General features: G+C 64.5%; 22 protein-coding genes and 2 riboswitches. Of the genes, 7 read left to right on the plus strand and 15 right to left on the minus strand.

What is annotated here, in order from left to right; all coding sequences use genetic code 11:
• Positions 1-41: 41 nt before the first annotated feature.
• Both FPB55_RS09575 and FPB55_RS09580 read right to left on the minus strand, forming a co-directional pair.
• Positions 42-1,613, minus strand: a complete 1,572-nt coding sequence (locus FPB55_RS09575; protein ID WP_047149871.1) for a sensor domain-containing diguanylate cyclase — start codon at positions 1,611-1,613, stop codon at positions 42-44.
• A 58-nt stretch (positions 1,614-1,671) separates the two neighbouring features.
• Positions 1,672-2,151 (minus strand): hypothetical protein, encoded by a 480-nt coding sequence (locus FPB55_RS09580; protein ID WP_047149872.1) that lies wholly within the window; start codon positions 2,149-2,151, stop codon positions 1,672-1,674.
• A 130-nt stretch (positions 2,152-2,281) separates the two neighbouring features.
• Here FPB55_RS09580 and FPB55_RS09585 point away from each other — a divergent pair, with 130 nt between their 5' ends.
• Positions 2,282-2,779 carry a GNAT family N-acetyltransferase gene (locus FPB55_RS09585; protein ID WP_144188053.1) on the plus strand — a complete coding sequence of 166 codons (498 nt, stop codon included), beginning with the start codon at positions 2,282-2,284 and terminating at the stop codon, positions 2,777-2,779.
• 41 nt (positions 2,780-2,820) lie between these two features.
• Here the strand turns inward: FPB55_RS09585 and FPB55_RS09590 are convergent, their stop codons facing one another.
• The 8 genes from FPB55_RS09590 to lpxO form a co-directional block, all read right to left on the minus strand.
• Positions 2,821-3,609, minus strand: a complete 789-nt coding sequence (locus FPB55_RS09590) for an ABC transporter ATP-binding protein (protein WP_047149873.1) — start codon at positions 3,607-3,609, stop codon at positions 2,821-2,823.
• Complete coding sequence (locus FPB55_RS09595; protein ID WP_033690610.1) at positions 3,606-4,622, minus strand: iron ABC transporter permease; 1,017 nt, start codon at positions 4,620-4,622, stop codon at positions 3,606-3,608. Before FPB55_RS09595 ends, FPB55_RS09590 begins: the two co-directional genes overlap by 4 nt.
• Positions 4,622-5,632: an ABC transporter substrate-binding protein gene (locus FPB55_RS09600; protein WP_009683979.1), complete on the minus strand. Its 1,011-nt coding sequence runs from the start codon at positions 5,630-5,632 to the stop codon at positions 4,622-4,624. Before FPB55_RS09600 ends, FPB55_RS09595 begins: the two co-directional genes overlap by 1 nt.
• A gap of 109 nt (positions 5,633-5,741) precedes the next feature.
• Positions 5,742-5,940, minus strand: a riboswitch (cobalamin riboswitch).
• 28 nt (positions 5,941-5,968) lie between these two features.
• Positions 5,969-7,135: a DUF1624 domain-containing protein gene (locus FPB55_RS09605; RefSeq protein ID WP_009683978.1), complete on the minus strand. Its 1,167-nt coding sequence runs from the start codon at positions 7,133-7,135 to the stop codon at positions 5,969-5,971.
• A 138-nt stretch (positions 7,136-7,273) separates the two neighbouring features.
• Positions 7,274-9,400, minus strand: a complete 2,127-nt coding sequence (locus FPB55_RS09610; protein WP_115295264.1) for a TonB-dependent receptor — start codon at positions 9,398-9,400, stop codon at positions 7,274-7,276.
• Positions 9,401-9,510: 110 nt separating this feature from the next.
• Positions 9,511-9,719, minus strand: a riboswitch (cobalamin riboswitch).
• Positions 9,720-9,763: 44 nt separating this feature from the next.
• A complete protein-coding gene (locus FPB55_RS09615; RefSeq protein ID WP_054905217.1) occupies positions 9,764-10,333 on the minus strand; it encodes a GNAT family N-acetyltransferase in 570 nt (189 codons plus the stop codon).
• A 75-nt stretch (positions 10,334-10,408) separates the two neighbouring features.
• Positions 10,409-10,753, minus strand: a complete 345-nt coding sequence (locus tag FPB55_RS09620; RefSeq protein WP_029884982.1) for a carboxymuconolactone decarboxylase family protein — start codon at positions 10,751-10,753, stop codon at positions 10,409-10,411.
• Positions 10,754-10,890: 137 nt separating this feature from the next.
• Positions 10,891-11,790 carry a lipid A hydroxylase LpxO gene (lpxO, locus tag FPB55_RS09625; RefSeq protein WP_029884983.1) on the minus strand — a complete coding sequence of 300 codons (900 nt, stop codon included), beginning with the start codon at positions 11,788-11,790 and terminating at the stop codon, positions 10,891-10,893.
• 159 nt (positions 11,791-11,949) lie between these two features.
• On the opposite strand from lpxO, the gene thpR reads away from it, so the two are divergent.
• The gene (thpR, locus tag FPB55_RS09630; RefSeq protein ID WP_115293883.1) at positions 11,950-12,516 is read left to right on the plus strand and encodes an RNA 2',3'-cyclic phosphodiesterase; all 567 of its coding nucleotides are present in this window, start codon (positions 11,950-11,952) and stop codon (positions 12,514-12,516) included.
• 25 nt (positions 12,517-12,541) lie between these two features.
• On the opposite strand, the gene FPB55_RS09635 is transcribed toward thpR, so the two are convergent.
• Positions 12,542-13,447, minus strand: coding sequence for an AraC family transcriptional regulator (locus FPB55_RS09635; RefSeq protein WP_029884985.1), 906 nt, complete (start codon positions 13,445-13,447; stop codon positions 12,542-12,544).
• 180 nt (positions 13,448-13,627) lie between these two features.
• On the opposite strand from FPB55_RS09635, the gene calA reads away from it, so the two are divergent.
• Entirely contained in the window at positions 13,628-14,680 is a 1,053-nt protein-coding gene (gene calA, locus FPB55_RS09640) for a vanillin reductase (RefSeq protein ID WP_009683969.1), read from the plus strand.
• 70 nt (positions 14,681-14,750) lie between these two features.
• On the opposite strand, the gene FPB55_RS09645 is transcribed toward calA, so the two are convergent.
• Complete coding sequence (locus FPB55_RS09645; protein ID WP_115293884.1) at positions 14,751-16,067, minus strand: hypothetical protein; 1,317 nt, start codon at positions 16,065-16,067, stop codon at positions 14,751-14,753.
• Between the two features lie 202 nt (positions 16,068-16,269).
• Between FPB55_RS09645 and FPB55_RS09650 the strand changes: the two genes are divergently transcribed.
• Positions 16,270-17,469 (plus strand): sugar transporter, encoded by a 1,200-nt coding sequence (locus tag FPB55_RS09650; protein WP_110679503.1) that lies wholly within the window; start codon positions 16,270-16,272, stop codon positions 17,467-17,469.
• 52 nt (positions 17,470-17,521) lie between these two features.
• On the opposite strand, the gene FPB55_RS09655 is transcribed toward FPB55_RS09650, so the two are convergent.
• From FPB55_RS09655 to FPB55_RS09665, 3 genes are read right to left on the minus strand one after another with little or no spacing between them, the layout of a single operon-like run.
• Positions 17,522-18,106 (minus strand): LysE family transporter, encoded by a 585-nt coding sequence (locus FPB55_RS09655; protein ID WP_115293885.1) that lies wholly within the window; start codon positions 18,104-18,106, stop codon positions 17,522-17,524.
• A gap of 49 nt (positions 18,107-18,155) precedes the next feature.
• Positions 18,156-18,986, minus strand: a complete 831-nt coding sequence (locus FPB55_RS09660; RefSeq protein WP_009683965.1) for an AraC family transcriptional regulator — start codon at positions 18,984-18,986, stop codon at positions 18,156-18,158.
• Between the two features lie 48 nt (positions 18,987-19,034).
• Complete coding sequence (locus tag FPB55_RS09665) at positions 19,035-19,958, minus strand: LysR family transcriptional regulator (RefSeq protein ID WP_009683964.1); 924 nt, start codon at positions 19,956-19,958, stop codon at positions 19,035-19,037.
• Between the two features lie 104 nt (positions 19,959-20,062).
• Here FPB55_RS09665 and nfsB point away from each other — a divergent pair, with 104 nt between their 5' ends.
• The 3 genes from nfsB to FPB55_RS09675 all read left to right on the plus strand — a co-directional run bounded on the left by nfsB (position 20,063) and on the right by FPB55_RS09675 (position 22,259).
• Positions 20,063-20,716, plus strand: coding sequence for an oxygen-insensitive NAD(P)H nitroreductase (gene nfsB / locus FPB55_RS09670; RefSeq protein ID WP_144188055.1), 654 nt, complete (start codon positions 20,063-20,065; stop codon positions 20,714-20,716).
• Positions 20,717-21,057: 341 nt separating this feature from the next.
• A complete protein-coding gene (locus FPB55_RS26540; protein WP_009685034.1) occupies positions 21,058-21,417 on the plus strand; it encodes a transposase in 360 nt (119 codons plus the stop codon).
• A gap of 29 nt (positions 21,418-21,446) precedes the next feature.
• The gene (locus tag FPB55_RS09675; protein WP_232555061.1) at positions 21,447-22,259 is read left to right on the plus strand and encodes an IS3 family transposase; all 813 of its coding nucleotides are present in this window, start codon (positions 21,447-21,449) and stop codon (positions 22,257-22,259) included.
• Positions 22,260-22,808: the final 549 nt, after the last annotated feature.

Raw genomic sequence — 22,808 nt, forward strand, 5'->3', positions numbered from 1 at the left:
CGACACGGCGTGTGCCCGGCAGCGCAGCGGGCGCCAGGCAATCAGGCGACAGCGACGCGATTGCGCCCGTCCTGCTTGGCCCGGTACACCGCCAGGTCAGCCTCGCTCAGCACGGTTTCCGGCTCGCGCCCCGGCTCGCCGTTCCAGTGGGCCACCCCCAGTGACAGGGTCACCGCGCCCACCGGCTGGATCGGCGTTTCCTGCACCGTCACCCGCAGGCGCTCAGCGACCGCGGCGGCCACCTCCAGGCTGGCCCCAGGCAGCAGCATGAGAAACTCTTCACCGCCGGTGCGGCAAAGCAGGTCACCCTCGCGGCAACAGCGGCGCATCAGCTCGGCCAGCCGCTGCAGCACCTGGTCACCGACCACATGCCCATGCTTGTCGTTGACCTGCTTGAAGTGGTCGATATCCAGCACGATGGCTGCAAATGCCCGGCCTTCGGCTTCCAGCAGCGACAGGTTGAGCTCCAGGCTGCGGCGGTTGCCCAGGCCTGTCAGGGGGTCGGTCTGGGCATCGCGGTTGAGCCTGCCGATGCGCGCCTGCAGCAAGTTCAAGCCGAACAGCAAGGCGCGCTTGAGCTCTGCGGCCTCGAAGTACCAGGCCCGCACGCGATGCAAGCGCTCAGCGGTGCCGGGGCGGTCCATCGAGCGGGCACCTGCAGCCAGTTGCCACAGTGGGCGGGCGATGGTCAGGGCCAGCCACCACAGCAGCAAGCAGCCTATCAGGGCCAGCGGCGCGGAAATACCGACCACGTTCAGCACCAGGCGGCTGAGCGGCATCATGGTTTGTGCCAGTGGCTGCTGTGCCACCACGCCCCAGCCGGCGCTGGGCACGGTGGCGAAGCCGGCGACCATCTCCACACCTTGGCTGTTGGTCAGCTGGCGGGTGCCGTTGCCCAGGTTGGTCAGTTGGTCGATCAGCTCATTGCCCTGCACGACGGTACCCACCCGCTGGCTGTCGGGGTGGTAGAGCAGCCGGCGATTGCGGTCGACCACATACAGGTATGAACCGTCCTTGTAGAAGTGCTCGCCGAGCAGGCGGTTGAGGATGTTGCGTTCCCGCAGGTAAAGGCTGCCACCGACATACCCCAGGTAGCGGCCGTTGGCGTCGACGACCGGTTGCGTCAGCGCCACCACCAGGTTGTTGGCCGCCGACAGATAGGGTGTCGACACCAGCGCGCGGCGCTCCTGCAATGCCTCCTGCACACCGGGCGATTGCATCCGGGTGCCGACCATGTGGCGTAGCTGGGCGGGGGATATCGCCAGCAGCACGCCATTGGCATCGATCACGAACGTGGAATTGAAAGCCATGCTCTGGCCCAGCACCCGGTCGGTCTCGCGCTGCAAGGCGGCGGGATCGTCCAGTTGCCGGCCTTGCTCGCTGGCGCTGAACGCCAGTTGCTGCAAGGCACTACCGATGAATGCATCGGTGATGCTGGCCAGCTTGGCCGCATACACCCGGTTGGCTTCCAGCGCGTGGTCGATCAGCAATTGGCGCTGTACCCGGTAGCTGGCGAAATAGCTGGCGCACAGCATGACCACGGCAGTAAGGGCGCACAGCACCAGAATGAGTGTGCGTAGATCCAGGCGCAGTCCGTGCTTGGCGTGTGGCAATCCTGACCTCGAGTGTTCGAATAGGGCTACGAAACGGAAGCGACCGTGCCGGTCGCGCTCATGAACCTGCCTTTTCCAAGGCGTTCAGTTCGTCTTGCACCTGCTGCATGCGCTGCTCGGCCAATGCTTGCACCTTGGGGTCGCGGGCGGTTTCACGCATCAGGCCGGTGAGTTTGTCGCTCAGTTGCCGGCCAGCATCGGTGTTTTCCAGGGCACGGGCTTTGGCCGGGTCCTGGGTGGCCGCGACAATGGTGGCGAACTCGGCGTCACTGAAATGCTCTTTGCTGTAGAGGCGGAACAGGTCCTGGCGCTGGTCTTCTACCGTCAGGTGCTTGCGCAGCACATCTTCGATGGTGGTACGCGCCAGCCGTGGGTGCTGGCGGGCCAGCAGCCCGGCCATGCGTTCGATGTTGTGGTCGTAGGCATCCTGCAGCGGCAGCTGGGCAAGAATCTGCTCTTCACGGGAGGGCTTCTGGTCGCAGGCGGTAACGACAGCAATCAGCAACAGCGGCAACAGCAACTTCTGGATGCGAGGCATGGCGTGGCCTGGTCGGGCAGTGAAGGCTGCCGATTATAGCGAGGTCAGCCCTGCCGCGACGAGCCCTGCGATTTGCCTTGTACGGCCGGCTGGGTTAGAACCGTGCACCCAACACTCAGGCTTGAACCTTATGCCGAACTGGACGTTGCAACCTGTTACCCGCGATGCCATTGGCCAAGTGCTGGCGTTTGTCGACAGCGCGCGCCGCGAGCTGTTTCCGGCGCTGGCCAATGCACCGTTGCCCCGGGACCTGGCGTATTTCAGCGAAACCTACCTTGAAGGCGAGGGCTGCTTCCTGGAAGCCCGGGTTGATGAGCGCCTGGTCGGGGTGATCGCCTACCTCCCCTACGACCACCGTTTCAGCCAGCTTGATTATGCTGGCGAGCGGGTAGTTGAAGTGGTGCGCCTGTTCGTGCTGCCGGCGTACCGCAGGCGCGGGCTTGCCGCCGCGTTGTTCGGCGCCTTGCGCCAGCAGGCGCTGCAGGCCGGCATCGGATGCCTCTACCTGCATACCCACCCATTCCTGCCGGGGGCCATTACGTTCTGGGAGCGGCAAGGCTTCGCTGTCGTGGACGTGGAGCCAGACCCGGTCTGGCAAACCACGCACATGCAGCTGCGCTTGGGCTGAGCAGGCCAGGCGCCTGGGCTACCCAGGCTTCTGCCGGTTGCTCAGGGGGTGCGAAAGCGCAGGATGCGTGTGCCGTCCCAGGGGTCGGTGAGGTAATGGCCATGAACACCAAAGGTGTGCAGCAGGCACTCGGGGGTCAGTACCTCGAACGGCGTGCCGAGCGCGACCAGCCGGCCTTTGTCGAGCACTGCAACGCGGTCGCAGGTCAGCGCCTGGTTGAGGTCGTGCAGGGCCACCAGGGTGGTCACCTGCAGGGCTTGTACCTGTTGCAGCAGGCTCAGTTGGTGCTGGATGTCCAGGTGGTTGGTCGGTTCGTCGAGCAGCAGCACCTGCGGCCGTTGGGCCAGGGCGCGGGCGATATGCACGCGCTGGCGCTCGCCACCGGACAACGACCCCCAAAGGCGAGCGCGCAGGTGCAAGGCGTCGAGGTCGGCCAGTGCCTGCTCGACAATCGCCCGGTCCGCGCTGGAGAACGGCGCAATGGCTGACAGCCACGGCGTGCGGCCCAAGGCGACCGCGTCGAACACATTGATTGCATCGAGGGTGTCGGCCTGCTGTTCAACCAGTGCCAGGCACTGGGCCACACGCCGGCGAGGCATGCCTGCCAGTGGCTCGCCCATCAACTGCACGCTGCCGCAGGCCGGCGGGCGCAGGCCGGCCAGCACCTTCAGCAGCGAAGACTTGCCTGAGCCGTTGGGGCCGACGATCGCGAGTGTTTCACCCGCCACCAGGTTGAGGTGGATGTCGTGCAGCACCCGTTTGCCGGCCAGTTGCAGGCCGAGATCCTGGCAGCTCAGCGGCGCCAGTTGGAATGCAGCCATGACCGTCATGGGCGCCCCCGGCGGCTGACCAGTATCAGCGCGAAGACAGGCGCGCCAAGCAGCGCGGTGACCACGCCCACCGGTATGACCTGGCCGCTGATCAGCGTGCGCGAGAGGATGTCGGCGGCAATCAGAAACAGTGCCCCGCCCAATGCACTGGCAGGCAGCAGGCGGCTGTGTCCGGGGCCGAGCAGCAGGCGCAGGGCGTGTGGAATGACAAGCCCGACGAAACCGATGGCGCCGACGATGGACACCATCACGGCCGTTACCAGCGCCGCGCAACTGATCAGCAGTAACTGGCTGCGCCGCACCGGTATGCCCAGCGAAGCTGCCGAGTCGGCGCCGAAGGTGAAGGCATCCAGCGCGCGGCGATGCCACAGGCACACCAGCAAGCCGAACAGTGCCACTGGCACGGCTAGCCATACTGCGGGCCAGCGCACCCCACTGAGGTTGCCCAGCAGCCAGAACAGGATGCCCCGTGCCTGCTCGGCGGTGGCCGACTTGGTGATCAGGAATGCCGTCAGGGCATTGAACAGTTGCGACCCGGCTATACCAGCTAGAATCACCTGGGCGTTATTGCTGCCAGGGCCTGCCGCGCGGGCCAGCACCAGCACCAGGGCAAAGGCCGCCAGGGCACCGATGAAGGCGCCGGCCGACATGCTCAAAGCCAGGCTGCCCAGGCCCAGCAGGCCAACCAGTACGGCACCGGTCGAAGCGCCGGCGGACAGCCCCAGCAGGTAGGGCTCGGCCAGGGGATTGCGCAGCAGCGCCTGGAGGATCACGCCGCAGGTGGCCAGGCCGGCACCGCAGGCCGCCGCAACCAGTGTGCGGGTCAGGCGATAGTTCCAGATGATCCCGGCATCGATCGGGTCGACCGGATAACCGGCTTGCCACAGCTGGTTGGCCAGCACCTGGCCGACCACGCGCGGTGCCAGGCCGGTTTCGCCAATGGCTGTGCCGGCGAGCAGGGCCGCCAGCAGTGCGGCCACGGCCAGGCCGATACAGGCTGACAGTCGACTGATCACTGGCTGGCTTTACCGCTGGCAAAAGCGGCCGCCAACGTTTGCACGCCACGGAACAGGCGGATACCCGCCTGCATGGCGTCGGCGTCGAGGATGATGATGCGGTCGTGTTTCACCGCGTCCATGTTGCGGGTTACCGGGTCGCTGCGCAGGAATGCCAGCTTCTTCTGGTAGTCGTCGGCGGGGAAACGCCGGCGGTCCATGCGGGCGATGATCAGCCAGGTGGGGTTGGCCCTGGCCAGGGTTTCCCAACCTACGGTGGGCCACTCCTCGCTGGACTCGACCACATTGCGCACCCCCAGGGTGCGCAGCATGAAGTCGGCGACCCCTTGGCGGCCCGCGACGTAAGGGTCAATGACCAGGTTGGCGCTGGAGAACCAGAACAGTGCCGAGGTGCCCGACAGGTCCTTGCCCGCCAATTGCGCGCGGGCGCTGTCCAGGCGGCCTTTGAGCTCGGCGTTCAGGGCCACGCCGCGCGCCTGTACATCGAAGATCTCCGCCAACTGGCTGACGCTCTTGTAGATACTGTCGACCTGGAACGCCTGCAGGCGGGTGCCGTCGGCACCGATCAGGTTGTCCTTGCCCTCACAGTCCGAGGGCAACAGGTAGGTGGGGATGTTCAGTTCGGCGAACTGTTCGCGCGTACCGACCACACCCTGCGGCCCGACCATCCACTCGAACTGCACGGCCACCAGTTGCGGGCGTTGGCCAACCACCGCCTCGAAACTGGGTTCGTTGTCGGCCAGGCGCGGTACCGTGGCGTTCATGGCCTGGTATTCGGGCAACACATTGTTGAACCACAGCGAGCTCGCCGCGAGCTTGTCACCCAGGCCCAGGGCATAGAGCATCTCGGTGCCGGCCTGGCCGATGGTCACGGCGCGCTGTGGCGCCTGGGCAAAGGTCTGCGGCTTACCGCAGTTGTCCACCGTCAGCGGGTATTGGGTGGCGGCGGCCTGGGCCAGGCCGCTGAGGCTGAGGCCGGCAAGCAGGGTGGCGAAGCGGGGCAGCATGCTGGGCGATCTCCTATCGGACAGTTCACGGAATGAACGCACGGACAGACATCGCCGCGCCTTTGCCAGCGGCAAAGGCAACACAATGGCCAATCCCGGGCACCCCGCCGGTTGGTGAATGTTGGCCGGCAGGTCTCCTGACTGGTGCGTCACGGCCCGGCTCCGGCCTTCCCGGGTAGTACACCCAGTGGCGTCGATGGAGCAGGCTCGGCACTTACAGTTGCGGGGGCAGTTCCGTTTGGCCCGTGTTGGCGGGCCGGGGATTCCCTATTGATTCCGTGATGGAAACCGGCGGCCCGCATGGTAGACCATCGCGCCGCCGGGTGAAAACGCTTTTCAGAAGTACTTCAGCCAGCGGATGTCGCGCCGCCGCTGTTTCAGCCGGGCGAACCAGTGCACCGGCCGGTACAGCGAAGCCGCCAGCAACAGCGCCACGCACCATACCGCCGCGACGCCGTCGAAGCCGAAATAGCTGCCGTGGTTGCTGCCGAACAGCGCCACGCAGGCCAGGTACAGCAGCTTCAGCACATACAGGTGCAGCAGGTAGAGGAACATCGGCGCTGCACCGAACACCGCCAGGGCGCTGATCCAGCGGGCCTGGCCGGCGCGCTCGAATGCGCGCAGCAACAGCAGGCCGCAGCCCAGGGTCAGCGCCAGGAACAACAGCGAAGGCGGGTACTTGGTGAGGTTGAAGAAGCTCATCAGGGTGTGTGTGAGCGTGGGGTAGCTGCTCCACGCGGCTTCGCCATAGCCGTTGAATACGCGCAGCACGAAAAAGCCCAGCAGCGCCAGCAGCCCGCCAAGCAGCAGGCAGCGCTGACGTGGCCCGGCCTGGCTGCCGCGGGCAAACCATGGCCCAAGGCAGTAGCCCAGGGCGATCACCCCGATCCACGGCAGTACCGGGTAGGACGTGCGCAGCCGCAGCGTGTCGGACAACGTCAGCCAGCCGCGGTCATGCAGAATCGCCCAGGGCACGTGCAGGGCAGACCCCGGGGCAAAGTGCAGGCTGTCGAGCAGGTTATGCCCGGCAATGATGACGGCACTCAGGCCGAGCAGCGCCGGGCGTGGCAGCCACACCAGCAACGACAGGGCGAGCATGCTGATGCCGATGGCCCAGATCACCTGCAGGTAGATCACCGTGGGCGGCAGCTGGAACGTCCAGGCAAAGTTGACCAGGGTGAACTCCAGCGCCACCAGAAACAGCCCGCGCTTGAACAGGAACGCCGCGACATCGCCACGGCCCTGGTGCTTTTCGCCATACAGCCAGGCCGAGAGCCCGGTCAGCAGCACGAATACCGGCGCGCACAGGTGCGCCAGGGTACGGCTGGCGAACAGTGCCGGCTCGGTGGTATCGATGGCCATCGGGTCGCTGACCTGGCGGTGCAGGAAGAAGGTTTCGCGCACGTGGTCCAGGAGCATGAACAGGATTACCAGACCGCGCAGTGCGTCGATGCTCTGCAGGCGCTGGTTGAGTTGGGTGGGGGTGGCGCTGGCGCTTGTCATGGAAGGTCGCTGATGAGAACAGGTGTGAGTGAAATGTTATGTTATATCCATATGGCCATGGGCGGGTAGGCTTTTTGCTCAGCGCCGTGTTGGCTTTTTCGCGGTGAAGCTGCGCAAAGCCAACCTGGGCTGCTCCGCTCAGAAGCTGTAGTCCGCCGTGGCAAAGTAGGAGCGTGGCGTTCCCATCAGCCATTGCTGGCCGCTGAACGCCGCCTGCACATATTCGCGGTCGAACAGGTTGTTCACCTGCAACCCCAGTTTCACCTGCGGCAGAACCTGCCAGCCGATCGTGGCGTCGACCACGGTATAGCCTGGGGCGCTCTGGGTATTGGCGTTATCGGCGTAACGTTCATCCATATAGCGCGCGCCCACCCCCACCTCGATCTGCTGGCCAATACCTTTGCTCAGCCACAGGTTGGCGGTGCGCCGAGGCACGTTGGCCGGGCGGTTGCCGGCACGGTCCTGCACCGCTGCGCCCACCTGTTCGTCAAACGCGTCATACCGGGCGCGCAGCAGCGCTGCGTTGGCAGACACCCGCCACTGGTGGGCCAGCGCCAGTTCCACGGTTGCCTCCAGCCCATCCGACGTCTGCTGGCCAGCCTGTTGGGGCTGGTGCGTGAGGGGGTCGTCTACCAGCAGCTTCTGCTTGACGATGTGGTAGGCCGCCAAGGTCCATTCGCCATCCCCGTCCCAGAAACTTTGCTTGAGGCCCACCTCGGTCTGTTTCGCCTGGGTGAGGTCGTAGTGCATCTGGTTGGGGCTGAGGCTTATCAGGTTGTTGACCCCATCCTCGCTGGTGGAGTACTGGCCATACAGCGACAGCGCGTCACTGAGTGCATACACCAGCCCCGCACGCCAGTTGCCACCTTGCAGGCTGCGGTCGCTGCGGCTGGCATTGGTCAGGTCGTCGCGGTCGATGTGGTGCTGGTCGCGGCGCACCCCGGTCACCAGCGACAGGCGCTCAGTGAGTTGCAAGCGGTTTTCGCCGAACAGGGCAAAGGTATGGGTGGTGGACAGACTTTGCGGGCGCAGCGGCGACCCGCTGTGGAATACGCCCGGCTGCGGCTGCCACGGGTCGATGTAGTCACCGCCTACGTCGTTGTAGGGGCTGTTGCTGTCGACGTTGAAGCGCACCTTGTTGTACTCGGCGCCGAGCACGGTTCTGCTGGCCAGGCCGAACAGCGAATGGTCGAGGGTGAAGGTCTGGCGGTCGCCGAATTGCTCCTGGTCGTGCTTGATTTCCAGGTAGCTGCCGCGCAGCAACTGCTGGCGCCCGGCGTCCCATTCATACTGCTCGGCGTTGCGCCAATGGCGGCGGCTACTGATGTAGTACAGCTGGTTGCTGGCGCTGAGGTGGTCGTTGAGTGCCCAGTCGGTGGTCAGGCGGGTCCACTGGTCGTCGTAGCGCTGCACGTCGTTCTGCAGGTTGTAGTTTTTCTTGCGCAGGCTGCTGCGGTAATGGCCGTCGATCAGCGGCGTGCCGTAGTAGTTGGCAGGCTGCGCCGCACCGCGCTCATGGGCCAGGGTAAAGCTGAGGTCGTCACTGGCATCGAAGCGCAGGGCCGCGCTGAGCGCCAGGCTGCGTGAGGGGGTGCGGTCCACCCAGCCATTGCCGGCTTGCTGGTTCAGCGTCAGGCGATAGCTCAGGCGCTCGCTGAGGCTGCCACCGCTGTCCAGGCCGAGTTGCTGGCGGTCCCAGCTGCCATACCCAAGCCGCAGCTGGTTGCGCACCGTACCGGCAACCGGTTTTTTCGGGATGACGTTGACCACCGCGCCGGTGGCGCCTTCGCCGTAGAGCACCGATGCCGGGCCGCGAAGCACATCGATACGTTCGACCATCCACGGGTCGACCGGGAAGGTCTGGGTGCCGGCTCCGGTGAACAGGCGGGCCCCATCGAACAAGGTCATGACCGAGCCGTGCCCGGCAAAGCCGCGGGCGGACAGGCCGGTGCCACCGTCGCCGGGGGAGCCGATGAAGGTAATGCCCGGTGAGCGGGTTACGGCATCCTGCACGGTCAGGTTGTTGCGCTGCTGGATCTGCTCGGCACTGATGCTGCTGGTACTGGCTGGCGTTTCCAGGGCGCTGAGCCCCAGGCGCGAGCCGGCCTGGGTCGGCGTGGCCAAGTCGCTGGCATGGCTGTCGAGGGTGTCGGTGATGGCCGTGGAGGGCAATGCCAGGGGCTGCGGGCCGCGGTCATCGGCCAGGGCCGGGAGCGTGACGGCCAGGCAGGCCGCCAGGGGGTGAAGCTTGAACATACGGGACATGTCGTTCCACTGCTGCAGGAATGAATGGATCCCGGTGGAAAACACGCAAAGGAGGGCTCCGTACAGGCAGGCGCGCGCACGGATACCGGCCTGCGCCCGCCCACCGCGGGGTGCCAAGTGAAGCCTCAGGCCGGTCTCCGGGCTTGCGAGGGGCATGAAACCTTCACCTTCCCATGCCTGAGCACAGTGGTATCTCGAAGGGTTCGCTCACTTACCGTTGCGGGGGCAGCGCCGGACTTGTCGTGATCAACACGACGCACCGGCTTCCCGTTTCACCCTGCGCGCGGCGGCGTAGGGCACCTGAAACTGGCGCGCATCTGAGCACCTGGCGGTGCCTTCGTCAAGGCAGATCGTGAAGAACGATCAGCGCCCACGCCGCCGCGAAACCCGGGCTTCGATATTCTTGCGCCCGATCAGCAGCGGCGGCTTCTCTGCCACTGGCTCATCGGCCAGCCACTTGTACATCACCAGGCAGTCCACCAGCCCAAGCCGGGCATGGCGATAGGCCTTGGGCAGCCGGCCAACCGTTTCGAACCCCAGCTTGTGCCACAGGGCGACTGCCACTTCATTGGTGGCCACCACCGAGTTGAACTGCAGGGCCAGAAAGCCTTCCTGGCGCGCCAGTTTCTGCGAGTGCTCGCACATCAACCTGGCCACGCCGCGCCCGCGCGCTTGGGCGCAGACCATGTAGCCGCAATTGCCGACATGCGCACCGGGCCCTGCCGCATTGGGCTTAAGGTAGTACGAGCCCAGCAGTTGACCCTCTTCTTCGGCCAGCAAGGTGCGCAAAGGCAGCTCCAGCCACAGGTGGCGGGCCTGTTCGAAGCTCAGGGACGGGTCGTAGGCATAGGTTTCGCAGGCCTGGACAGTGGCCTGGAAAGTGGGCCAGAAGCGCTCGAAGTCTTCGGCCGTCATGGGGCGGATGTGGATCATGCGGGTTCCTGCGCGGGTTTAGCCGCCCAGTCTGCGGGGCACGGCGCCGTCGCGCAAGGGCGGCGCCGTTCGGGCTCAACCGTTGGCCTTGCCCACTGCATCCAGGGCCCTGGCCGAGTAGACCAGCGCGGCACCCGCGTTCATCGCCACCGCCACACCCAACGCCTCGGCAATCTCCTCACGGGTAGCGCCATGCTTCACCGCTTGCTGCGAATGCACGGCGATACAGCCGTCGCAACGGGTGGTTACCGCCACGGCCAGGGAGATCAGTTCGCGGGTCTTGGCGTCCAGATGACCGGTTTTGGCCCCGGCGCCGCTGGCGGTCATGTAGCCGGCCACGGTGTCGGGGGAAAGTTGTTTCAGATCGCCGATGCCGGCCATCAACTGCTTTCGGTAGGCATCCCAGTCCATCATGCTCATCGTCGTCACCTTGGGGTGGTTGCGAATGGAGCTTTCAGGCTAGTCGAAGCGTGGCGAACGTGCGGCTTGTACTTTGGTGCATGCCCAGTCATGCCTTTGGCTACACCATCTGCACAGGCCGCTGGCAACACACGGACTCAGATGTAGATGAACACCAGCAGCAACGCTGCCACCACCGCCCACTTCTCCAGGTAGTAGCGCGTGCGATTGCGCTTTTTCAGCGCCTTGCCGCGTTCCCGGATCTTGTAGATCCGGGTGAACAACCGGTTGATGCCGCCGGTCTTGTCTCCGGCGGTGTTGGGTGCTGCGGCAGCCGCCATGACATTGCGGCTGAACCAGCGGTTGAACGCGCTGGCCCAGCGGTACTTGAGCGGGCGTTCGACATCGCAGAACAGAATGATGCGGTTGTGCTCGGTATTGTTGGCCGCGTAGTGGATGTAGGTTTCATCGAAAACCACCCCTTCACCGTCGCGCCATGAGTATTTCTCGCCGTCTACATCGATGTAGCAGGCGTCGTCGTTCGGTGTGTCCAGGCCCAGGTGATAGCGGTAGGAGCCGGCATACGGGTCACGGTGGCGCACCAGCTTGGCCCCCGGTGGCAGGGTGGCGAACATGGCCGCCTTGACCGTGCCAATGCCTTGCAGCAGTTCGGTGGTGCGTGGGCACAGGGCCATTGCCGACGGGTGGCTTTCGCCGTACCACTTCAGGTAAAAGCGCTTCCAGCCGGTTTTGAAGAACGAGTTGAAGCCCACGTCGTCGTAGTTGTCGGACTTCTTGATTTCGCCTACCTGCAGCAGTTGCCGCCCTTCTTCGCGAATTTCCTGCCAGTGCTCCTGCAGCGGTTTCAGTTCGGGAAAGGCCTCGACCGGCAGGTATGGCTTAGCCGGGTGTTTGGAAAACAGGTACAGAAAACTGTTGATCGGGGCCAGAAAGCTGGAGTGATCGCCCAGTTGGCGGGTCAGCTTGTGACGGACCCGACCGCGCAGGTGAACGTACGCGATCGAGAGAACGAAGAGGAGGACGAGTGCAATTTTCATGGACGGTTACTTGTCGAAAATAAGGCCATGCGCCATGGCATAAGCCCGCCAGCATAAACAATCATGTGGGCAGTTTGTACTTATTGTTACGAAACCGTGGGCCGACATTGGTGTAATGCCCTACAGTCGTGCGCAAACGTTTCATGCCCAGGAGTCACCATGGTCCATGATGTACGCCCCAGCGGCAGCCCGTTCAAACGGCTGTTTTTCGCCTTGCCGGTCAGCGATGTCCAGCGCCGCGCTCTGGCCCAGTTCCGTCGCGGCCTGAACCTGCGCAGCGGCAAACCGGTGCCGGCCGCCAACTTTCATGTCACGTTGCTGTTCCTGGGCGATGTGGATGCCGCCCTGGTGCCGGCGATCTGTGCGGCGGTCGATCAACTGGCGCTGCCGGGCAGGGTACCCCGGTTGACACTTGACCGCTTGCAGGTGTGGCAGCGCTCCAGCGCCCTGGTACTGGAGGCGCAGCAGGTACCAGCAGCGCTGATGCGCCTGGTGTACGGTCTGCAGCAGGCGCTGCTGCCTTTTGCCGGGCAAGCTGACAAGCGCGACTACCGCCCGCACCTGACGCTTGCCAGGGATTATCGCGGCGATTTGCCAGAGGCCGGCAGTGCGCCGGCGTTTTTCCTCGGCGCCCCGCACTTCACGTTGTATGAATCGCGCAAGGGCGCCTACTGGCCGTTGGCGCAATGGCCACTGGCGCCCTCAAGTGCCACGCCTGGTGACTGACGGGTGATTGCCCGCCGCCCTTCAGTCAAACCGGCAAGCTCTGGTAAGGCAGTTCATCCCCTGGGCTGCGTTCGAACTGGCGCTTGTATTCGCGGCTGAACTGCGACGTGCTCTGGTAGCCCACCCGGTGCGCCGTCTGGGCTACACCCAGGCCTTCGCCGATCAGCATTTGCTGGGCCTTGAGCAACCGCAGGCGTTTGAGGTATTGCATGGGCGCCATGTCGGTGCAGCGCTTGAAGTGTTCGTGAAAGGTCGAAACACTCATGTTGGCCCGCGCCGCGAGCGCCTCCACGCTCAGGGGCTCGCTATAGTGCTCGCGCAAGTGGGCGAGGGCGGCGCCGATACGGGCAAAGTGCCCTTGTTGTTCCACCAGCGCCCGCAACACCCCAGCCTGCGGGCCGCGCAGCGCGGTGTAGAGTACTTCACGCACCCTCGCCGGACCCAGAACTTTGGCATCCAGTGGGTCCTGCAGGCACTGCAGCAGGCGCTCCACACTGTCGCGCATGGGCGCATCCAGTGCTGCGGAAGTCATCGATTGCGGTGTTTGCGCCTGCACGGCAGGGTCTGGCGCCAGGTCCATGCTTTGTACCAGTTCACCCAACACCCCACGGTCGATGTCCACCGCCACGCCCAACAACGGCGCCTCGCGGGTGGCGAAGGTTTCACACATGAAGGGCACCGACAACGCCTGTACCAGGTAGTGGCCGGCGCCGTACTCAAGGGTGCGTGGCCCCAGGCGCGCCAGCTTGCTGCCCTGGGCCAGGATCATCAGGCTGGGCTCGTAGATCTGCGGGCTGCTGGCGACATAGTGGTCCCAGCTCAGTACTTGCACCTGTGGCAGGTGCGTAGGCACGAAGCCCGGGCGCGTGGCCAGGCAGCGGATCAGGGCGCAGAGGGGCGCGTTGGCATCGACGTGGCGGGTCAGTTGCATGATGAACCAGGGCAGAGGATCAGACAGCCTAATGATCGCAGATTGACGGCATCGCGCCAGTGGCACAAAGGCAGGTTCGGAGAATCAGGCATGCATGCCGGAGAATCAGCCGTGGGCGCGAGGGCGAATGGTGGGCACAATTGCCCCACTGAATCGTTTCATTCTACAGCGAGGTCCAGCATGTATACCGCCATCGGTTACGCCGCCCAAACCCCTACCAGCCCCCTGGCGCCCATGACCTTCGAGCGCCGCAGCCCGCGCCCGGACGATGTCGCCATCGAGATCCTGTACTGTGGCGTGTGCCACTCCGACATCCACCAGGCGCGCAACGAATGGGGCATTGCCGTATACCCGCTGATGCCTGGCCACGAAATCATCGGCCGCGTCACCGCCACGGGCGAACAGGTCACCGCCTACAAGGTAGGTGACCTGGTAGGCGTGGGTTGCATGGTCGACTCCTGCCGCCACTGCGAGGCGTGCGCCAAGGACCTGGAGCAATACTGCCAGCAAGGGCCGACCATGACCTACGCCACCCCGGACCGGGTCGACGGCAGCAACACCATGGGCGGCTACTCCAGCAGCATCGTGGTCAGCGAGCATTTCGTGCTGCGCATTCCGGCCGGCATGGACCTGCCCAGCGCCGCGCCGATCCTGTGCGCCGGTATCACCACCTATTCGCCGCTCAAGCACCACGGTGTCGGCCCGGGGCACAAGGTCGGCATCCTGGGCATGGGCGGGCTGGGCCACATGGGCATCAAGCTGGCCAAGGCGCTGGGCGCAGAAGTGACCTTGTTCACCCGCTCCCAGGCCAAGGCCGAAGAAGCGCGGCGCCAGGGTGCCGACCATGTGATCGTGTCCACCGATGCCGAGCAGATGCGCGCTGCGGCCGACCGTTTCGATTTCCTGCTCGATACCATTCCGGTGCAGCACGACCTGAACCCGTACCTGGAAACGCTGAAGTTCGACGGGGTGCACATTCTGGTCGGCCTGATCGAGCCGATCGACCCGGCCGTGCATGCGGCCAACCTGGTCATGAAGCGTCGGGTGCTGGCGGGGTCGTTGATTGGTGGTATCGCCGAGACCCAGGAAGTGCTGGACTTCTGCGCCGAACACGATATCCGTTGCGATATCGAGATGCTGGACATCCGCAATATCAACCAGGCGTACGAGCGCATGATCGCCGGTGACGTAAAATACCGGTTCGTGATCGACATGGCCACGCTGCAGGCCTGATCGAGGCCAGCGCCGGCCGCTATGCGGGCAAGCCGCGAAGCGGCCGGCTGGCAGGCCGGGGCAGGCCTGGCTACCAGGCCAGCGGTTTGTCCCAGCCCTTCCAGAACAGCCACCGGCGCACCTCCCCATGTGCGCCGGTACCGATCTGCCACGCCGGCCGGCCGCTGTCGAGGGCAATCTCCGCCACAATCCCGGCATGGCTGGCGGCCACCAGGGTACGCCCGTCGGCGCTGATGTCCATGGCGCTGATGGTCGAGCCCAGGTAGTGCTGCCAATGCTCCTGGCCATCTTCGCCAAAGGCCCGCAGGTAGCCGTAGGCATCACCGATGATGTATTCGCCAGCGCGAGCCACCCCGGCATAGACACGCGCGCCATCCTGCACCAGTGGGGTGCGCGGGTCCTGGCTGTAGTAATCGGTGCGCAGCCCCGGCAGGTCGGCTACCCGTACCGCCAGCGTGGCACCGCTGTAGAAGTGGCAGGCGTTGAGGAGCAACTGGTCACCCCGCTGGTTGAACAGCGCGAAATGCGGGTATTCGCTGCCGGGACCAATCTCGGCCACCAACCTGAGCCGGTCGTCCAGCACCAGGTGCCGGCTGCCTTGCTCACCCACCACGACCCAGCGGCCATCCGCCGACACCGCGCCGTGCTCCATGCTCAGCCCGAGGCTGATGTCCTCCGGCTCGGTGCCTTCGGCCAGGGCGTCGAGTACCCGCGCCTGGTGCGGCAGCAGGCGGGTTGCGCCGTCGCTGGCCAACACGAAGGTGCCATCGGCACTGACCAGCAGCACGCGTTGGCCGTCCGGGAAAGGGATCAATGCGGTGGGCGCGGGTGGCAGGTCGAACGGCTCGAACGGGTAGCCGGCCGGCAACCCTTCCAGGCCGGTCGGCCAGGCCAGGCGCTGTACCTGCGGGCCGCCCCAGCCAGCGGTTACCCGGACGCCTTCGGCATTGCCCAGGGCAAAGTAGCGACGGGCCGGGCAGCGGCCGAAGCACTCGACGCCGATCACCGGGGTGACCCCATGGCGATCGATACGCAGCACCTGGCCTTTTTCGTGCGGCATGCCGATGCGCGCCAGCAGGCTACCGTCGCCCAGCAGCAGGACATTGCTGATGCCCTGGCCATGCTCATCGAGCAACGGTACCAGCGGTTGGTGGGCAGGCGGCCAGGCTTGGCGGAAGGCTTGGCGTTGCTGCTCACTGCAGCCCGGGCGGTTGGCTGCCTGCAAGGCTGCCAGCCAGGCGTCGAGCAGGTGGTCGGTGGCGGGCACTTGTGGCTCTTGAAGATTGTCCCAGCCTTGGGCGCGGCCTTGTGCGACGTAGTCGTTGACGGCCTGGGCATAGGCGATGACCGCCTGCTGCCATTGCTGCTGGGGGTACTGCTTGTCCATGAGTGGATCGGGCTCCTTGCTGCAACGTGTTTCACTTCAAGTGGGCATGGTACTCCTTATGCCCGACTTGCGGTTGTTGGCCCCGGGTGTGACGCGTACCATGCCGGCATTCCTATTCATGACAATGCGTACGTCGGCAACCCCGTAGACGGGGGCCCTGGCGCGCGACCTGTTGCTTTTTCACGGAGACTCTCTTTCTACAATGAACGGACCTGTACCCAGCCACCTGCCACCCGGCACGGGCAGCGGCAGTTGGCTTAGCGTCATCGCCTTGGCCCTGGCGGCCTTCATTTTCAATACCACCGAATTCGTTCCAGTGGCGCTGCTCAGTGACATTGGCGGCAGCTTCGACATGAGCACTGCCCAGGTCGGCCTGATGCTGACCATCTATGCCTGGGTGGTGGCGCTGGCGTCTCTGCCGATGATGCTGCTGACCCGCAACATCGAACGGCGGCGCTTGCTGTTGTTGGTGTTCATGGTGTTCATCGTCAGCCACTTGTTGTCCTGGCTGTCGCAAAGCTTCGCCATGCTGTTGGTCAGTCGCATCGGCATTGCCCTGGCGCATGCAGTGTTCTGGGCCATTACCGCTTCGCTGGCGGTGCGCGTGGCGCCGCCCGGGCAGCAGGCCAAGGCGTTGGGCCTGCTGGCCACCGGCACCACCCTGGCCATGGTGCTTGGCATCCCGCTCGGGCGTGTGGTGGGCGAGGCACTGGGCTGGCGCATCACCTTCCTGAGCATTGCCGTGGTAGCGCTGGCGACCATGGTGTGCCTGATGAAGTCGTTGCCGCTGCTGCCCAGCCAGAACTCCGGGTCGCTACGCAGCCTGCCGGTCCTGTTCAGGCGCCCGGCGCTGGTCATCACCTATCTGCTGGTGACCCTGGTGATTACTGCGCAATTCACCGCGTACAGCTATATCGAGCCATTCGCTCTGCACGTGGCGCAGATCGGCGGCGAGCGCACCACGCTGTTGCTGTTGCTGTTCGGTGGCGCAGGGGTACTGGGTTCAGTGTTGTTCAGCCGCTACAGCGAGCGCTTCCCGCAGGGTTTCCTGCTGGGCTCGATGGGGGTGTTGGCGGCGTGCCTGCTGTTGCTGTTGCCACTGTCAGGCAACTTTTATGTGTTCGCGGTGCTGAGCATGTTGTGGGGGGTAGCGATCCTCAGCTTCAGCCTGGCGTTGCAGTCCAGGACCTTGAAGCTGGCGTCTGATGCGACCGACGTGGCCATGGCGCTGTTCTCGGGTATCTACAACATCGGCATCGGGGGTGGGGCCCTGCTGGGCAGCATTGTGAGCAGCCGGCTGGATGTGGCGTACATTGGCCTGGTGGGTGGCAGTGTGGCGGTGGTCGGGTTGTTGCTGGCCGTGGCCAGCGCCCGGCGCTTGCGAGAGGCATTACCGCACTGACCGGTCAGGCCCTGCAATGGGCTGCGCGGCAGCCCAAACCGGCGGGAGGGCGTCAGGCCAGCACAGCCGCCCATGCTGAAATCAGCAAAAGCCCCGCCAACAGTTGGTTGAACACCCGTAACCGCTGCGGCGCCTGCAACCAGCGGGCGCTGCCTGCCCCCAGTACCGCCCATGCCCCCATGCACGGCAGGGCAACCAGGCAGAACACCAACGCCAGCTGCCATACCGGTAACCTGGGGGCGGCAAACACCCCCACAACCGCCACGGCCATCAACCACACTTTGGGGTTGACCGCCTGCAGCAAGGCGGCGCTGAGGGCGCTGAAGCCTTGCGCCGTACCCGCGTGCAGCGGTGCCCCGGCACTGCGCAGCATTTTCCACGCCAGCCCGCTCAACCACAGCGCTCCGGCCCAGCTCATCAGTTGTTGTGCCAGTGGGTGGCGCAGCAACAGCTCGCCCAGCCCCAGGCCCACCAGCAGCACAATCGTCGCTGCCGTGCAGCAGGCCGCCAGGACCGGCAACAGGCTGGCCCGTACGCCCAGGCGGGCGCCGTGCGCCAGGATCAACAGGTTTGTTGGCCCCGGGCTGAGGCTGGCGACCAAAGCAAACAGGATGAAGGGCAGCATCGACTGAGACATGGGAACGCTCCAGAGCATCAAAGCCCCATGCTCGCTGTTGCCAAGCGGTTCAGTCTGGAAGATTTGAGCAGCGCCTGCGGTAGTCGGCCGGTGTCAGCTGGTAGGCGCGGCGAAACCAGCGGCCCAGGTGGCTCTGGTCGGCAAAGCCCAAGGCCACGGCCACTTGCGCCGAGCTCTGGCCTTGGGCGAGCAGCCGCCGCGCCCGGGTCAGGCGCAGTTGGATGAGGTAGGCATGCGGGGCAATGCCGAAGGCGGCCTTGAACGCCCGGGTGAGGCGAAAACGGTCGATGCCGCAGGCCTGGGCCAGGTCGTCGAGGCCAATGTCACGTTCCAGGTTGGCATGCAGGTAGTCCCGCGCGCGCTGCGCGCTCAGCGGCAGGCGCGGGTCGGGGTTGATGCGCCGGCGCCAGTGCAGGTGGCAGGTCAGGCGGGCAAGCAGTTCGTCGGTGGCGGTTTGCCGGACGATGCGCAAGTCCTGGTCGTGAACCGCGCGGAAGGCGAGGGCGGTGGCGCTTGCCAAACGTTGGTCATGGCAAAGGGTGTCGGCAAAGCTCGGCAGGCTGCCGCCCGGCGCGTGTTCGAACAGCGACCGCAATTGCTGGTCGAGCCAGAGCGGGTCGAGGTACAACGTGGAGTAGGTGAAGCCTTCCTCGGTAGGGGCCAGGCCATCGTGAATATCGCCAGGCTCGAGCAAGAACACCTGCCCGGGTGTGCTGCGGTGGCGCACCCGGCGGCAATTGAACTGCTGCACCCCCTGTTCGGTGACGCCCACCAGAAAGCTGTCGTGCCAGTGCGGGTCGTAGGCATGCCCGACAAAATGCGCCCGCACCGACTCGATGCCGGTGTCGGCGTCCTGCTTGAAGTCTATCCAGTTGCTCATGGGGGCATGCCGCCGATTCAAAACGCCAACCTAGCGTAACGGTTGAGTTCAGTCTGGAACAATTGTGCAGCCGCTGGCCAGTGCCGGTTCACGCAGCGCCTCGAAGCGCTCGCGTAGCCACAGGTGCAGTTGGGTTACCGCTGGGGTGAGCTGTTTGCGATGCGGGCAAACCAGCGTGACCGGGGTCGATTCGCCGAGCAGTCCGGGGAGAACGACCTCCAGTTCGCCGGTGGCTATGTTGGCGCTGACGTCCAGCCACGACTTGTACACGATGCCTTCACCCTGTACGGCCAAACGGCGGATGACATCGGCGTCGTCGCTGACCAGCGGCCCGCGCACCTGCACGGTGCGGTTGCCCAGTTGCCATTTGTCGTACACCCGGTTGTGCTGCATGTACAACAGGCATGCATGCTGCTGCAGCGCATCGGGGGTGAGTGGGCGGCCGTGGCGGGCCAGGTAGTCGGGCGAGGCGACCAGCACCCGGCGGTTCCAGGCAGCCAGCGGCAGGGCGATGTAGTTGGCGTCCTGGTTGTGGCCATAGCGGATGGCCACGTCTACCGGGTCACGGTTGAGGTCGGCGATCTGGTCTGAGAGAAAGAAGCGCACCTGCAACGCCGGGTGCTCGCGGCGGAAGGCGCTGAGCCATGGCAACAGCATGTTGCGGCCCATGTCGGAGGGCGCCGACACCTGCAGCGTACCGCGCAGGGTGTCAGGGTTGCCATGCAGGTCCTCGTGGCCCTGGCGCAGGCTCTCCAGCACATTCAGTGCGGTCGGCAGGTAGCGCTCGCCCTCTGCGGTCAGGCGCAGGCTGCGGGTAGTGCGGGCGAACAGACGCACGTCCAGGTCGCGCTCCAGGCGCTTGATGGCCGCAGCCACCTGGCCAGGCAGCAAGCCCGCTTCGTGGGCAGCGGCGGTGAAGCTGCCCAGCACGCTGCTACGGGCGAACAGCTCAAGGTCTGCGATGCGCAGCATTTTCACTCCAGGGCCGAAAGTGTTGCTGCATTGTGCCGGTTTTTCTTTTCTGCAGGAAAGATAAGATGAGCGGCAAATTCACTGCTCATACTTGGAGTCGTTGCATGGATACCGTCTCGCTGGCCAAGCGCCGTTACACCACCAAAGCCTACGATGCCTCACGCCGTATTTCCCAGGCCACGGTCGATGCCTTGCTCGAGCAACTGCGCCACAGCCCGTCCTCGGTCAATTCCCAGCCCTGGCACTTCATCGTCGCCGACAGCGCCGAAGGCAAGGCCCGCCTGGCCAAGAGCACCTCGCAGGGCTACGCCTACAACACGCCGAAGCTGCTCGATGCTTCGCACGTGATCGTGTTCTGCACCCGTACCGAAATGACGGAAGCGCACCTGGACAGCGTGCTGGACCAGGAGGCCGCCGACGGGCGCTTCCGGGACGACCAGGCGCGCGCGGCGCAAAACCAGAGCCGCCGTCACTACGTTGACCTGCACCGCTTCGATCTGAAGGACGTGCAGCACTGGATGGAGAAACAGACCTACCTGGCCCTGGGCACGGCGTTGCTGGGTGCTGCGGCGCTGGGGCTGGATGCCACGCCCATTGAAGGTTTCGACAGCAAGCTGCTGGATGCCGAACTGGGCTTGCGCGAGCAGGGGTTCACCAGCGTGGTGATGCTCTGCCTGGGCTATCGCAGTGAGGCCGACTTCAATGCCGGCCTGGGCAAGTCGCGCTTGCCGGCAGCGCAGGTATTCACCTTCCTGTAAGCGTGGCAGCCGGGTAATGCCAGGCAGTCAAGCCCTGGTGGCAGCCATTGGGCTGCTTTGCAGCTCATCGCCGGCAAGCCAGCCCACAGGGGGCGCATCAGGGCTGATAGGTGTTTGTCACAAGATATGCAGCGCCTGTGAGATCGAGCGCCGCCCGCGCGGCGCATCGCGAGCTGCGCTCGCTCCTACGTTTGTTTCGGGCCAATTATTCCTGTGGGATTTGCGCGCGAACGCCTTGGCGCATGCCTCAAAATCGCGTCGTACGAACAAGGCGGCCGCGCGCATCTGGCACAGGGGTTACTGGCCCGAAACAAACGTAGGAGCGAGCGTGAACTGGCCTAATGATTTTGGACATCTTCATCGGGCGCTATGATGGCGCCCAATTGGAGGCAAAATCAGTGCGTAAATCTTACTCAAGAGAATACAAAGTCCAAGCTGCCGAAATGGTGCTGGACGGTGGCCAGTCAGTCCCCGAAGTCTGCGCGGCCCTTGGGCTTGGGCCTACGGCGTTGCGTCGTTGGGTTGAGCAGGTGCGTGAAGAGCGAGCCGGCAAGGTTCCAGCTGGAGCCAAAGCGATCACTCCCGAGCAGCAACGAATTGAAGAACTCGAAGCGCTGGTTCGGCAAAAAGATCGGGATATCGAAATCCTAAAAAAGGCCAGTGCTCTTCTGCTTCGGGACTCCAAAGATCGTTCTCGCTGATCAACGAGCTGAGTGAGCAATACCCTGTTATCGACTGCTGCCGCGTGCTTGGGGTCAAGCGCAGCAGCTTCTACGCGTGGCGCAAACGCCAAGGGCGTGAAAACCCGGCCAGGGATGCTCTGCGTCTGCTTGCGGTTAAGCACTTCAACGCGTCACGAAGTGCCTCTGGCTCGCGAACGCTGGTGCAGGAATTGCGGCGTGAGGGCCATGAAGTCGGGCGATTCAAGGTGCGCGCGTTGATGCGAGAAGCTGGCCTGAAATGCAAGCAGCGCAGGCCGCACCGGTATCGGTCATCGGGCGCGGAAGCACTGATCGCGGAGAATCAGCTGAAGCGTAATTTCAAAGTTTCGACAATCAATGAGGTTTGGTGTGGCGATGTGACTTACATTCAGGTTGGCAGGCGCTGGTTGTACCTGGCCGCCGTGATTGATCTTTATGCCCGCCGAGTAGTGGGTTGGGCGTTCTCGATGATTGCAGATGCCAATTTGGCTTGTAACGCCTTGCGCATGGCAGCTGAGTCGCGAGGTAGGCCAGCGGGTGTAATGTTTCATTCAGACCAGGGCTGTCAGTACGCCAGCCATAAATTCAGAGCCACGCTCGATGAGTACAACTTGAACCAGAGCATGAGCCATCGAGGCCAATGCTGGGATAACGCTGCCATGGAGCGGTTCTTCGGAGCGTTGAAGTCAGAGTGGATGCCCGCAGGGGGCTACGAGACCGAAGCGCAGGCACGAGTAGATATCCAGGCTTATCTGATGCGCTACAACCTCAAGCGTCTCCACAGCTACAACGGCTATGAAACGCCGGTAGCCATGGAGGAAAAGCTCAAGATAGCGGTATGAACCTTAACCGGTGTCCAAAATTACTTGACCAGTTCAGCGTAGCTCGCGATGCGCCGCGCGGGCGGCGCTCGATCTCACAGGCACTGAAGATGCAGCGGCTACCCTTGCCAGGAACCATAGAATCTCCCACAGGGGTCGCATCAGGGCTGATAGGTGTTTGTCACAAGATATGCAGCGCTTGTGAGATCGAGCGCCGCCCGCGCGGCGCATCGCGAGCTGCGCTCGCTCCTACGTTTGTTTCGGGCCAATTATTCCTGTGGGATTTGCGCGCGAACGCCTTGGCGCATGCCTCAAAATCGCGTCGTACGAACAAGGCGGCCGCGCGCATCTGGCACAGGGGTTACTGGCCCGAAACAAACGTAGGAGCGAGCGTAGCTCGCGATGCGCCGCGCGGGCGGCGCTCGATCTCACAGGCACTGAAGATGCAGCGGCTACCCTTGCCAGGAACCATAGAATCTCCCACAGGGGTCGCATCAGGGCTGCTAGGTGGTTGTCACAAGATATGCAGCGCCTGTGAGATCGAGCGCCGCCCGCGCGGCGCATCGCGAG

The sequence above is a fragment of the Pseudomonas sp. BJP69 genome (genome assembly GCF_007633355.1).
In the GTDB taxonomy this organism is placed as follows: Bacteria; Pseudomonadota; Gammaproteobacteria; order Pseudomonadales; family Pseudomonadaceae; genus Aquipseudomonas; species Aquipseudomonas juntendi.